11 protein-coding genes are annotated in these 12,729 nt (G+C 70.4%); 9 read left to right on the forward strand and 2 right to left on the reverse strand.

Going from position 1 to position 12,729, the window contains the following annotated elements; genetic code table 11:
- Window positions 1-3 precede the first annotated feature (3 nt).
- The 3 genes from secF to relA all read left to right on the forward strand — a co-directional run bounded on the left by secF (window position 4) and on the right by relA (window position 4,383).
- Window positions 4-1,119 (forward strand): protein translocase subunit SecF, encoded by a 1,116-nt coding sequence (secF, locus tag ACF1AG_RS23140; RefSeq protein ID WP_359605659.1) that lies wholly within the window; start codon window positions 4-6, stop codon window positions 1,117-1,119.
- Complete coding sequence (locus tag ACF1AG_RS23145) at window positions 1,116-1,664, forward strand: adenine phosphoribosyltransferase (RefSeq protein WP_391810341.1); 549 nt, start codon at window positions 1,116-1,118, stop codon at window positions 1,662-1,664. Before secF ends, ACF1AG_RS23145 begins: the two co-directional genes overlap by 4 nt.
- 193 nt (window positions 1,665-1,857) lie before the next feature.
- Window positions 1,858-4,383, forward strand: coding sequence for a GTP pyrophosphokinase (gene relA / locus ACF1AG_RS23150; protein ID WP_359605655.1), 2,526 nt, complete (start codon window positions 1,858-1,860; stop codon window positions 4,381-4,383).
- A gap of 75 nt (window positions 4,384-4,458) precedes the next feature.
- Here relA and ACF1AG_RS23155 read toward each other — a convergent pair whose 3' ends face one another.
- Together ACF1AG_RS23155 and ACF1AG_RS23160 are read right to left on the reverse strand one after the other, a co-directional pair.
- Window positions 4,459-5,688, reverse strand: coding sequence for a DUF349 domain-containing protein (locus tag ACF1AG_RS23155; RefSeq protein WP_359605653.1), 1,230 nt, complete (start codon window positions 5,686-5,688; stop codon window positions 4,459-4,461).
- A gap of 137 nt (window positions 5,689-5,825) precedes the next feature.
- Window positions 5,826-6,647: a peptidylprolyl isomerase gene (locus ACF1AG_RS23160; RefSeq protein ID WP_359605651.1), complete on the reverse strand. Its 822-nt coding sequence runs from the start codon at window positions 6,645-6,647 to the stop codon at window positions 5,826-5,828.
- Window positions 6,648-6,830: 183 nt separating this feature from the next.
- Here ACF1AG_RS23160 and ACF1AG_RS23165 point away from each other — a divergent pair, with 183 nt between their 5' ends.
- The 6 genes from ACF1AG_RS23165 (at window position 6,831) to ACF1AG_RS23190 (ending at window position 12,722) form a co-directional block, all read left to right on the forward strand.
- The gene (locus tag ACF1AG_RS23165) at window positions 6,831-7,541 is read left to right on the forward strand and encodes an MBL fold metallo-hydrolase (RefSeq protein WP_086698850.1); all 711 of its coding nucleotides are present in this window, start codon (window positions 6,831-6,833) and stop codon (window positions 7,539-7,541) included.
- Window positions 7,542-7,552: 11 nt separating this feature from the next.
- Window positions 7,553-8,815, forward strand: a complete 1,263-nt coding sequence (hisS, locus tag ACF1AG_RS23170; RefSeq protein WP_359605650.1) for a histidine--tRNA ligase — start codon at window positions 7,553-7,555, stop codon at window positions 8,813-8,815.
- Between the two features lie 263 nt (window positions 8,816-9,078).
- Entirely contained in the window at window positions 9,079-9,747 is a 669-nt protein-coding gene (locus ACF1AG_RS23175; protein WP_359605648.1) for a vitamin K epoxide reductase family protein, read from the forward strand.
- A gap of 43 nt (window positions 9,748-9,790) precedes the next feature.
- Window positions 9,791-11,146 carry a replication-associated recombination protein A gene (locus tag ACF1AG_RS23180; protein ID WP_359605646.1) on the forward strand — a complete coding sequence of 452 codons (1,356 nt, stop codon included), beginning with the start codon at window positions 9,791-9,793 and terminating at the stop codon, window positions 11,144-11,146.
- A 301-nt stretch (window positions 11,147-11,447) separates the two neighbouring features.
- Window positions 11,448-12,062, forward strand: a complete 615-nt coding sequence (rpsD, locus tag ACF1AG_RS23185; protein WP_019523761.1) for a 30S ribosomal protein S4 — start codon at window positions 11,448-11,450, stop codon at window positions 12,060-12,062.
- Between the two features lie 210 nt (window positions 12,063-12,272).
- Window positions 12,273-12,722 (forward strand): DUF948 domain-containing protein, encoded by a 450-nt coding sequence (locus tag ACF1AG_RS23190; protein WP_106963240.1) that lies wholly within the window; start codon window positions 12,273-12,275, stop codon window positions 12,720-12,722.
- Window positions 12,723-12,729: the final 7 nt, after the last annotated feature.

Consider the following 12,729-nt stretch of genomic DNA (forward strand, 5'->3'; position numbering starts at 1 on the left):
GAGATGTCGAAGCTCGGCACCCTCGGCGCCCGACTGCACCACGGCGAGATCGGCTACGACTTCGTCAAGAACCGCAAGATCTGGTACGGCGTCTCGATCCTCATCACCATCCTGGCCATCGCCGGCCTGGCGGTGCGCGGCCTGCACATGGGCATCGAGTTCCAGGGCGGCGCGGTCTTCACCACCCCGAAGAACATGAGCGTCTCGGTGTCCACCGCCGAGGGCTTCGCGGAGGACGCCTCCGGCCATGACGCCATCGTCCAGAAGCTCGGCGACGGCAGCATGCGCATCCAGGTCGCGGGCATCGACACCAAGACCTCGGACACCATCAAGGAGCGGCTCGCCGACGACCTCAAGGTCGACGCCGAGAAGATCAACGCCGAACTGGTCGGTCCCAGCTGGGGCGAGCAGATCGCCAACAAGGCATGGCAGGGCCTGGGGATCTTCCTGATCCTGGTGGTGATCTATCTGGCGATCGCCTTCGAGTGGCGGATGGCCCTGGCCGCGTTCGTCGCGCTGATCCACGACATCACCATCACGGTCGGGATCTACGCCCTCGTCGGCTTCGAGGTCACCCCCGGCACGGTGATCGGTCTACTCACCATCCTCGGTTACTCGCTGTACGACACGGTGGTCGTCTTCGACAGCCTCAAGGAACAGACCAAGGACATCACCAAGCAGAACCGCTGGACCTACAGCGAGATCGCCAACCGCTCGATCAACAGCACCCTGGTGCGGTCGGTCAACACCACGGTGGTCGCGCTGCTTCCGGTGGCGGGCCTGCTGTTCATCGGCGGCGGCGTCCTCGGCGCCGGCATGCTGAACGACATCTCCCTGTCGCTGTTCGTCGGTCTCGCCGCCGGTGCGTACTCCTCGATCTTCATCGCCACCCCGCTCGTCGCCGACCTCAAGGAGCGCGAGCCGGCCATGAAGAGCCTGAAGAAGCGCGTGCTGGCCAAGCGCGCCCACGGCGGCGACCCGGACGAGGGGCAGGACGCCCCGGTGACCGGTGACGAGTACGACGAGCCCGCCGACGTCGCGGCGGCGGTCGTCGGGCCCCGCAACCAGCCGGCGTCCCGCGCCCGTGGCCGCGGCCGACCCTCGGGGAAGCGCCGATGACCGACCACGCCGACCTGTCCGACCTGCTGCTGAGCCGTATCCGGGACGTGGCGGACTACCCGGAGCCGGGCGTGATGTTCAAGGACATCACCCCGCTCCTGGCCGACCCCAAGGCGTTCGACGCGCTCACCGGCGCCCTCGCGGACGTCGCCCACCGGGCCGGCGCCACCAAGATCGTCGGCCTGGAGGCCCGCGGGTTCATCCTCGGCGCCCCGGTCGCCGTCCGCGCCGGGCTGGGCTTCATCCCCGTCCGCAAGGCGGGCAAGCTCCCCGGCGCCACCCTCAGCCAGTCGTACGACCTGGAGTACGGCTCGGCCGAGATCGAGGTCCACGCGGAGGACCTCGGCGCCGAGGACCGCGTCCTGGTCGTCGACGACGTCCTGGCCACCGGCGGCACCGCCGAGGCGTCCCTCCAGCTCATCCGCCGGGCGGGCGCCCGGGTCGCGGGCCTCGCCGTGCTGATGGAGCTCGGCTTCCTCGGCGGCCGGGCCCGGCTGGAGCCCGCCCTCGCGGGCGCCCCGCTGAAGGCGCTGCTCACGGTCTGAGGGCCCCGGGGCACCGGAGACGGCCCTCGGAAGCACCACGTAGGCGGACCCGGAGGAATCCGGCGTCCGCCTCGTGTGTTTCTCCTGTTGACGGTCCTCACACCGTTCCGGAGGCGATCGGCGGGCCCGGGCTCGCTACCATGGGGTCTCCGGAGCCTGACCGGGGGACCCGGATCGCGCACGAGGAGCCCTCTTGCCAGACGAGGCCCAGCACCTGACCGCCGCCAAGCCCGAGCCCGCCTCGGCCCCGGCGGCCAAGCCCGCGCCGGACACGCCCCAGGCGAAGAACGACACCCGCGGGCCGGTCCAGCGTGCCCAGGCGGCTCCCGTGGACAAGCCCGAGCAGGCGCGCCCCAAGCCATCCCCTCCCGAGCGCTCCGCGTCCCTGGCCCGCCCCAACACCGGCCAGCCCCGCTCCGGCTCCTCGAACCGCGTCCGCGCCCGCCTGGCCCGGCTCGGCGTCCAGCGGGCCAACCCTTACAACCCGGTGCTGGAGCCGCTGCTGCGGATCGTGCGCGGCAACGACCCCAAGATCGAGAACGCCACGCTCCGCCAGATCGAGAAGGCGTACCAGGTCGCCGAGCGCTGGCACCGCGGCCAGAAGCGCAAGAGCGGCGACCCCTACATCACGCACCCGCTCGCGGTGACCACCATCCTCGCCGAGCTGGGCATGGACCCGGCCACGCTGATGGCCGGACTGCTGCACGACACGGTCGAGGACACCGAGTACGGCCTGGAGGACCTGCGCCGCGACTTCGGCGACGTGGTCGCGCTGCTCGTCGACGGCGTCACCAAGCTGGACAAGGTCAAGTTCGGTGAGGCCGCCCAGGCCGAGACCGTGCGCAAGATGGTCGTCGCCATGGCCAAGGACCCCCGCGTCCTGGTCATCAAGCTCGCCGACCGCCTGCACAACATGCGCACCATGCGCTACCTCAAGCGCGAGAAGCAGGAGAAGAAGGCGCGCGAGACCCTGGAGATCTACGCGCCGCTCGCCCACCGCCTGGGCATGAACACCATCAAGTGGGAGCTTGAGGACCTCGCCTTCGCGATCCTCTACCCCAAGATGTACGACGAGATCGTCCGCCTGGTCGCCGAGCGCGCCCCCAAGCGCGACGAGTACCTCGCCATCGTCACAGACGAGGTGCAGCAGGACCTCAGGTCCGCCCGCATCAAGGCCACCGTCACCGGCCGCCCCAAGCACTACTACAGCGTCTACCAGAAGATGATCGTCCGCGGCCGTGACTTCGCGGAGATCTACGACCTGGTGGGCATCCGCGTCCTCGTGGACACCGTCCGCGACTGCTACGCGGCCCTCGGCACGGTGCACGCGCGATGGAACCCGGTCCCCGGCCGGTTCAAGGACTACATCGCGATGCCCAAGTTCAACATGTACCAGTCGCTGCACACGACGGTCATCGGCCCCGGCGGCAAGCCCGTCGAGCTGCAGATCCGCACGTTCGACATGCACCGCCGCGCCGAGTACGGCATCGCCGCGCACTGGAAGTACAAGCAGGAGGCCGTCGCCGGAGCCTCCAAGATCCGCACCGACGCGCCCAAGTCGTCCGGCAAGAGCAAGGACGACCACCTCAACGACATGGCGTGGCTGCGCCAGCTCCTCGACTGGCAGAAGGAGACCGAGGACCCGGGCGAGTTCCTGGAGTCGCTGCGCTTCGACCTCTCGCGCAACGAGGTCTTCGTCTTCACGCCCAAGGGCGACGTCATAGCGCTGCCCGCCGGCGCCACCCCCGTGGACTTCGCGTACGCGGTCCACACCGAGGTCGGCCACCGGACCATAGGCGCCCGGGTCAACGGCCGACTGGTGCCGCTGGAGTCGACCCTCGACAACGGCGACCTGGTGGAGGTGTTCACCTCCAAGGCGGCCGGCGCGGGCCCCTCCCGCGACTGGCTCGGCTTCGTGAAGTCGCCCCGCGCCCGCAACAAGATCCGCGCCTGGTTCTCCAAGGAGCGCCGCGACGAGGCGATCGAGCAGGGCAAGGACTCCATCGTCCGTGCCATGCGCAAGCAGAACCTGCCGATCCAGCGGATCCTCACCGGCGACTCGCTGGTCACGCTGGCGCACGAGATGCGCTACTCGGACATCTCCGCGCTGTACGCGGCGATCGGCGAGGGCCATGTCTCCGCGCAGAACATCGTGCAGAAGCTGGTGCAGGCCCTCGGCGGCGAGGAGGCGGCCACCGAGGAGATCGACGAGTCGGTCCCGCCGACCCGCAGCCGCCGCAAGCGCCGCTCCAGCGCCGACCCGGGCGTCGTCGTCAAGGGCGTCGAGGACGTGTGGGTCAAACTGGCCCGCTGCTGCACCCCGGTGCCCGGCGACCCGATCATCGGCTTCGTCACCCGCGGCAGCGGCGTCTCGGTCCACCGCAGCGACTGCGTGAACGTCGACTCGCTGTCCCGCGAGCCGGAGCGGATCCTCGAGGTCGAGTGGGCGCCCACCCAGTCCTCGGTGTTCCTCGTCGCCATCCAGGTCGAGGCGCTGGACCGCTCCCGGCTGCTGTCGGACGTCACGCGCGTGCTGTCCGACCAGCACGTCAACATCCTGTCCGCGGCCGTCCAGACCTCCCGCGACCGGGTCGCCACCTCCCGCTTCACCTTCGAGATGGGCGACCCCAAGCACCTGGGTCACGTCCTGAAGGCCGTACGCGGCGTGGAGGGCGTGTACGACGTCTACCGCGTCACCTCGGCCCGCAACCGAGGCTAGGAAGCGCGCCGGGCAACGGAAGGGGCCGCCGTACCCCGGGTACGGCGGCCCCTTCGTCGTGCGTGCGGCCCGCCCTCAGCCGCCGAACTCCTGCAGACCCTTCAGGGCCTGGCCCAGCAGGGCCTGGCGGCCCTCCAGCTCGCGCTCCAGCTTCTCCGCCTTCGCGGTGTTGCCCTGCGCGCGGGCCTGCTCGATCTGGCCCTTCAGCTTGTCCACGGCGGCCTGCAGCTGACCGGTCAGACCCTCGGCCCGGGCACGCGCCTCCGGGTTGGTCCGGCGCCACTCGGCCTCCTCGGCCTCCTGGATCGCGCGCTCCACGGCGTGCATCCGGCCCTCGACCTTCGGGCGGGCGTCCCTCGGCACATGGCCGATGGCCTCCCAGCGCTCGTTGATCTGACGGAACGCGGCCCTGGCGGCCTTCAGATCCGTGATCGGCAGGAGCTTCTCCGCCTCGCCGGCCAGCTCCTCCTTGAGCTTGAGGTTCTCCGCCTGCTCCGCGTCACGCTCCGCGAACACCGAGGAACGCGCGGCGAAGAAGACGTCCTGGGCGCCGCGGAAGCGGTTCCACAGCTCTTCCTCGTGCTCGCGCTGGGCCCGTCCCGCGGCCTTCCACTGCGCCATCAGGTCGCGGTACCGGGCCGCGGTCGGGCCCCAGTCCGTCGAGCCCGACAGCGCCTCGGCCTCGGCGACCAGCTGCTCCTTGATCCGCCGGGCGTCCTCGCGCTGCGCGTCCAACTGCGCGAAGTGCTGCTTGCGCCGCTTGGAGAACGCCGACCGCGCGTGCGAGAACCGGTGCCACAGCTCGTCGTCGGACTTGCGGTCCAGCCGCGGCAGACCCTTCCAGGTGTCCACCAGGGCCCGCAGCCGCTCGCCGGCCGCGCGCCACTGGTCGGACTGCGCCAGCTCCTCGGCCTCGGCGACCAGCGCCTCCTTGGCCTGCCGCGCCTCCTCGGACTGCCGGGCCCGCTGTGCCTTGCGCTCCTCGCGGCGCTTGTCGACCAGCTCCACGAGCTTGTCCAGCCGGACCCTGAGGGCGTCCAGGTCGCCGACCGCGTGATGGGCGTCGACCTGCTCGCGCAGGTGGTCGATCGCGGCCATGGCGTCCTTGGACGACAGGTCGGTGGTCCTCACCCGCTTCTCGAGGAGGCCGATCTCGACAACCAGGCCCTCGTACTTGCGCTCGAAGTAGGCCAGCGCCTCGTCAGGGGAGCCGGCCTGCCAGGAACCGACGACCTTCTCGCCGTCGGCCGTACGCACGTACACGGTCCCCGTCTCGTCGACGCGGCCCCACGGGTCGCTGCTCACAGCGCCTCCTCCACATGATGCCGTCGAGGGGCCTGTGCGCTCCCCCGGGCATCGTCCACAGTTTCGTCACGGCCAACATAGGCGACCGACGGGATGCCTGTCCGCATCCCGCGCGACCGAAATTACGCAGTTGGGGCTCAGGATGCGGTGACGGTCGCCTTGTCGATCACGACCGTCGCGTTGGGCGCCCCGTCGCCGGCTCCGGTGCTCTCCCCGGCGTCGGCGATCTTCTTCAGAACCTTCAGGCCCGCGTCCGAGACGGTGCCGAACGGTGTGTAGTTGGGCGGGAGCTGACTGTCCTCGTAGACGAGGAAGAACTGGCTGCCGCCACTGTCCTTCTGCCCCGTGTTGGCCATCGCGACCGTGCCCGCCGGGTAGACGCCGCCCTTGAGCGTCCCGTCCTTCAGGTTCTCGTCCGGGATCGTGTAGCCGGGACCGCCGGTGCCGGTGCCCGTCGGGTCACCGCACTGCAGGACGAAGATGCCGTTGGTGGTGAGCCGGTGGCACTTGGTGTGGTCGAAGTAGCCCTTGTTCGCGAGGAAGTTGAACGAGTTGACCGTGTGCGGGGCCGCCGACGCGTTCAGCGCCACGTCGATCGTCCCGCAGGTGGTCTCGAGCTTCATCGTGTACTTCGCCGACTCGTCGATCGACAGCGCCGGCTCCTTCTTCCACGTCTGCTTCCCGACCTCGCCCGCTGCCGGCTTCTCGCACGGGTCCGGCGCCTTGCTCGGCTTCTCGGGCTCAGGCGTGACCTCCGCGGCCGCGTTGGTCTTGTCGTCGTCCTGCTTGAGCACCCCCGTCGTGTACAGCGCGAGGCTGCCGACCAAGGTCACACCGAGGACCGACGCGATGACCGCGTTGCGGACCCGCGCCTTGCGCCGCGTCTCGGTACGCCGCTGCTGCTGCCGCAAGAACTTCTCCCGGGCGAGCTGACGCCGCCGCTGCTCCTGGCTGACCACCGGGTTCTCTCCTCATGCGTCTCGTGTGCCGGCCGGTACGCGTGCGTACGTGCGGTGAGCCGACCGCCTGCGTGTGCCCCGTACCGTATATGGGTTCGCTGAGGAATCGGCAGCGCCGGTAGGCTCTGACCACGGGCGCAGCCCGTCGCAAGCCTCACGTACCGACACAAACGAAGGACGATCGTGCTCATTGCCGGGTTCCCCGCCGGAGCATGGGGGACGAACTGTTATCTCGTCGCCCCCGCCGCCGGTGAGGAGTGCGTGATCATCGACCCGGGCCACCAGGCCGCCGACGGTGTGGCGGAGGCGGTCCGCAAGCACCGGCTCAAGCCCGTCGCCGTCGTCCTCACCCACGGCCACATCGACCATGTCGCCTCGGTGGTCCCGGTCTGCGGCGCGCACGACGTGCCCGCCTGGATCCACCCCGACGACCGGTACATGATGAGCGACCCGGAGAAGGGCATAGGCCGCGCCATCGGCATGCCGCTCATGGGGGAGCTGACGGTGGGGGAGCCGGACGACGTCAAGGAGCTCACCGACGGCGCCGCGCTGAAGCTGGCGGGTCTGGAGTTCTCCGTCGCGCACGCCCCGGGCCATACCAAGGGGTCGGTGACCTTCAACCTGCCCGAGTCGGCCGACATCCCGCCGGTCATGTTCTCGGGCGACCTGTTGTTCGCCGGCTCCGTCGGACGCACCGACCTGCCCGGCGGTGACATGGCCGAGATGCTCGACTCGCTGGCCCGCGTGTGCCTGCCGCTCGACGACTCGACCGTGGTGCTGTCCGGACACGGCCCCCAGACCACCATCGGCCAGGAGCGCGCCACCAACCCGTATCTGCGGCAGGTGGCCGCCGGCCCGGGAGCCCCGACCGAGGCTCCCCGACGAGGAATGTGACGAGTACTTCCGTGAGCACCTTCAAGGCCCCCAAGGGCACCTACGACCTGCTGCCGCCCGATTCGGCCAAGTACCTCGCCGTGCGCGAGGCGATCGCCGCCCCGCTGCGCGGATCCGGCTACGGCTACATCGAGACGCCCGGCTTCGAGAACGTCGAGCTGTTCGCGCGCGGCGTCGGCGAGTCCACCGACATCGTCACCAAGGAGATGTACGCCTTCGAGACCAAGGGCGGCACCAAGCTCGCCCTGCGCCCCGAGGGCACGGCCTCCGTGCTGCGCGCGGCCCTGGAGGCCAGCCTGCACAAGGCGGGCAACCTCCCCGTCAAGCTCTGGTACTCCGGCTCCTACTACCGCTACGAGCGCCCCCAGAAGGGCCGGTACCGGCACTTCTCGCAGGTCGGCGCAGAGGCGATCGGCGCGGAGGACCCGGCGCTCGACGCCGAGCTGATCATCCTGGCCGACCAGGCGTACCGCTCCCTGGGCCTGCAGAACTTCCGCATCCTGCTCAACAGCCTGGGCGACAAGGAGTGCCGCCCCGTCTACCGGGAGGCCCTGCAGACCTTCCTGCGCGGCCTGGACCTGGACGAGGACACCCTGCGCCGCGCGGAGATCAACCCGCTGCGTGTCCTCGACGACAAGCGCGAGTCGGTGCAGAAGCAGCTCGGCGACGCCCCGCTGCTGCGCGACTACCTCTGCGACGCCTGCAAGGCGTACCACGAGGAGGTGCGCGAGCTGGTCACGGCGGCGGGCGTGGTCTTCGAGGACGACCCCAAGCTGGTGCGCGGCCTGGACTACTACACCCGCACCACCTTCGAGTTCGTCCACGACGGCCTCGGCTCCCAGTCCGCGGTGGGCGGCGGCGGTCGCTACGACGGCCTGTCCGAGATGATCGGCGGCCCCGCGCTGCCGTCCGTCGGCTGGGCGCTCGGCGTCGACCGCACGGTGCTCGCCCTGGAGGCGGAAGGCGTCGAGCTCGAACTGCCCGCCACCACCAGCGTGTTCGCCGTGCCGCTCGGCGACGAGGCCCGCCGGGTGCTGTTCGCGAAGGTCACCGAGCTGCGCAAGAACGGCGTGGCAGCGGACTTCGCCTACGGCGGCAAGGGCCTCAAGGCCGCGATGAAGGCGGCCAACCGCTCGGGCGCGCGGTACGCGCTGATCCTCGGCGAGCGCGACATCGAGCAGGGCGTGGTCCAGCTCAAGGACCTGGAGTCCGGTGAGCAGACCGCGGTCGGCGTGAACGAGGTCGTGGCGGAGCTCGAGTCCCGCCTCGGCTGAGCCACCCGCTCCACGGGCGCCGGGTCCCCTCGCCAGGGGGCCCGGCGCCCGGCTCGTCAACGGGGCGCACCCCGCCGCCACCCGGAAGGGGAGCCGGGACCGGACGCCTGTGCGGGCGCCCCGCGAAGGTCGGCCGAAACCCTGCGCCCCGGGGCGAACAGATGTACGTCCTTATCCGCGGTCAACGGCGCACGCACCGAGCCGTACGGCACAATGGCCCCTGCCCGAAGCAGTCCCCACTCACCAGTGACGGAATCGGCGTGATGAGCAAGACGACAGTCAGGGACGTCGACATGGAGCCCGAATCCTCCTCCCCGCACCAGCGTGCCGCCTCCGCGCCGCGCACCGAGGGCGCGAGCCGGGCGTTCGCGCTGCTCCTCGTCATCACCGGCGCCGCCGGCGTCCTCGCCGCCTGGGTGATCACGCTCGACAAGTTCAAGCTGCTCGAGGCCAAGGTCAAGGGCGAGACGTTCGTCCCCGGCTGCAGCCTCAACCCGGTCGTCTCCTGCGGCAGCGTCATGGAGAGCGACCAGGCCTCCGTCTTCGGCTTCCCCAACCCGATGCTCGGCCTGGTGACCTACGGCATCGTGGTGTGCGTCGGCATGAGCCTGCTCGCCCGGGCCCGCTTCCCCCGCTGGTACTGGCTCACCTTCAACGCGGGCACCCTCTTCGGCGTCGGCTTCTGCGCCTGGCTGATGGTCCAGTCCCTGTACCGGATCAACGCCCTGTGCCTGTGGTGCTGCCTCGCCTGGGTCGCCACGATCGTCATGTTCTGGTACGTGACGTCGTTCAACATCCGCAAGGGCTTCCTGCCCGCGCCCTCCTGGCTCAAGAGCTTCTTCGGCGAGTTCACCTGGGTCCTGCCGGTGCTGCACATCGGGATCATCGGCATGCTGATCCTGACCCGCTGGTGGGACTTCTGGACCAGCTGACCGCCCGCGCCGGGCTGTCGGCGCGGTGCTTTAGGGTTTCAGCGTGGAGCCCGACCTGTTCACCGCCGCAGCAGAAGAACGCCAGGAGAAGGACCCCGCCGGGAGCCCCCTGGCGGTCCGGATGCGCCCGCGCACCCTCGACGAGGTGGTGGGCCAGCAGCACCTGCTGAAGCCGGGCTCCCCCCTGCGCAGACTGGTCGGCGAAGGCTCCTCGGGCCCCGCGGGACCGTCCTCGGTGATCCTCTGGGGCCCGCCCGGCACGGGCAAGACCACCCTCGCCTACGTGGTCTCCAAGGCCACCAACAAGCGCTTCGTGGAGCTGTCCGCGATCACCGCGGGCGTCAAGGAGGTCCGCGCGGTCATCGACGGCGCCCGCCGCGCCTCCGGCGGGTACGGCCAGGAGACGGTCCTCTTCCTCGACGAGATCCACCGCTTCAGCAAGGCCCAGCAGGACTCCCTGCTCCCCGCCGTGGAGAACCGCTGGGTCACGCTCATCGCCGCGACCACCGAGAACCCGCACTTCTCGGTCATCTCCCCGCTGCTCTCCCGTTCCCTGCTGCTCACCCTCGAGCCGCTCACCGACGACGACGTCCGCTCCCTGCTGCGGCGCGCCCTCACCGAGGAGCGCGGCCTGGGCGGAGCCGTCGCCCTCCCCGACGACACCGCGGAGCACCTGCTGCGCATCGCCGGCGGTGACGCCCGACGCGCGCTCACCGCCCTCGAGGCCGCCGCGGGAGCCGCGCTGGACAAGGGCGAGGCCGAGGTGAGCCTGGCGACCCTGGAGGAGACGGTCGACCGGGCCGCCGTGAAGTACGACCGCGACGGCGACCAGCACTACGACGTCGCCAGCGCCCTGATCAAGTCGATCCGCGGCTCGGACGTGGACGCGGCACTGCACTACCTGGCCCGCATGATCGAGGCGGGCGAGGACCCCCGCTTCATCGCCCGCCGCCTGATGATCTCCGCCAGCGAGGACATCGGCCTCGCCGATCCCAACGCGCTGCCCATCGCGGTCGCCGCCGCCCAGGCCGTCGCCATGATCGGCTTCCCCGAGGCCGCGCTCACCCTCAGCCACGCCACCATCGCCCTGGCGCTCGCCCCCAAGTCCAACGCGGCCACCACCGCGATCGGCGCGGCCCTGGAGGACGTCCGCAAGGGACTGGCCGGCCCGGTCCCGTCCCACCTGCGCGACAGCCACTACAAGGGCGCCGGCAAGCTCGGCCACGGCAAGGGCTACACCTACCCGCACGACCTGCCCGAGGGCATCGCCGAGCAGCAGTACGCCCCGGACGCCCTGAAGGACCGCGAGTACTACGAGCCCACCCGGCACGGTGCCGAGGCCCGGTACGCGGACGCGGTGGAGTGGACCAGGAAGCACCTCGGTCGCAAGCGGTCCTGAGCGCCCTGTAGACTCACGCGAAGTGCTGTGTCCCGTGTCCGGCTCCGGTCGGCGCCTCAGGCGGGACGACCAGCCGGATCCTTCGATCCAGGAGCGTCGCGCACCGTCGTAGGTGTCGCGGGCAGCCCACCACCACCCGTAAGTCCCGGGACCGGTCGGTGGGCCGTTCGTGTGCTGCACGTATGTGCCCAGACCAGGGGAGCGGCTGCCCGGCTCGTCCCATGTGGACCTGCTGGGATTCCCCGGCTGCGGATGCGACCTCCCGTAACTCTGAGGCAGCCGAAAAGGAAAAGGAAAAGAAGTGGCGAACCAGTCCCGCCCCAAGGTCAAGAAGTCGCGTGCCCTCGGTATCGCGCTGACCCCGAAGGCCGTCAAGTACTTCGAGGCCCGCCCGTACCCCCCGGGTGAGCACGGCCGTGGCCGCAAGCAGAACTCGGACTACAAGGTCCGTCTGCTGGAGAAGCAGCGTCTGCGCGCGCAGTACGACCTCTCCGAGCGGCAGCTCGTCCGTGCCTACGAGCGCGCCTCCAAGACCTCGATGAAGACCGGCGAGGCCCTGGTCATCGAGCTCGAGCGCCGTCTCGACGCGCTGGTCCTGCGTTCGGGCATCGCCCGCACGATCTACCAGGCCCGCCAGATGGTCACCCACGGCCACATCCAGGTGAACGGCAAGAAGGTCGACAAGCCTTCCTTCCGTGTCCGCCCGGACGACGTCGTGGAGGTCCGCGAGCGCAGCAAGGAGAAGACCCTCTTCACGATCGCTCGTGAGGGTGGCTTCGCCCCCGACGGTGAGATCCCGCGCTACCTGCAGGTGAACCTCAAGGCCCTGGCGTTCCGCCTGGACCGTGAGCCGAACCGCAAGGAGATCCCGGTGATCTGCGACGAGCAGCTCGTCGTCGAGTACTACGCCCGCTGACCCAGCAGGCACGCGGTATCCCGAGCCCGTCGTCCCTCCGCCCTCCGGGGCGGGGAGGCGGCGGGCTCGTCCTCGCCCGGGAGCCCTTCCGTCCTCCTCCGCCCGGACCGGCGCCGTGGCGGACGGTAATCCGGTACGGAGACCCGTCACCGGCGCGATAGGCTCGGTGACACGACTTTCTCGATGTTCAGGCGCGTTTCAAGGGAGCGGGTGCACACAGTGTCCGGTGGCGAGGTGGCCGGAATCCTGGTGGCCGTCTTCTGGGCGATCCTGGTCTCCTTCCTCGCCGTGGCACTGGCGAGGCTGGCCCAGACGCTCCGGGCGACCACCAAGCTGGTGGCGGACGTGACCGACCAGGCCGTCCCGCTGCTGGCGGACGCCTCCACGGCGGTCCGGTCCGCGCAGACCCAGATCGAGCGGGTCGACGCGATCGCCTCCGACGTCCAGGAGGTCACCTCCAACGCCTCCGCGCTGTCCACCACCGTGGCCTCCACCTTCGGCGGCCCCCTGGTCAAGGTCGCCGCCTTCGGCTACGGCGTGCGCCGGGCCCTCGGCGGCCGCAAGGAGGACGCGCCGGAGCGGACGCGGCGCAACGTGATCGTGGGCCGCACCGTCCCGGGAGCGCGGCGCGACAAGCGGACCCGGGGAAAGAAGGACTGACCCGACG

This window comes from Streptomyces sp. NPDC014764 (assembly GCF_043082785.1).
In the GTDB taxonomy this organism is placed as follows: Bacteria; Actinomycetota; Actinomycetes; order Streptomycetales; family Streptomycetaceae; genus Streptomyces; species Streptomyces althioticus.

Coding starts and splice junctions, on each gene's coding strand:
- ACF1AG_RS23175 (WP_359605648.1), top strand. CDS start 9,079: ATGAGCAAGACGACAGTCAGGGACGTCGACATGGAGCCCGAATCCTCC.
- ACF1AG_RS23145 (WP_391810341.1), top strand. CDS start 1,116: ATGACCGACCACGCCGACCTGTCCGACCTGCTGCTGAGCCGTATCCGG.
- secF (WP_359605659.1), top strand. CDS start 4: ATGTCGAAGCTCGGCACCCTCGGCGCCCGACTGCACCACGGCGAGATC.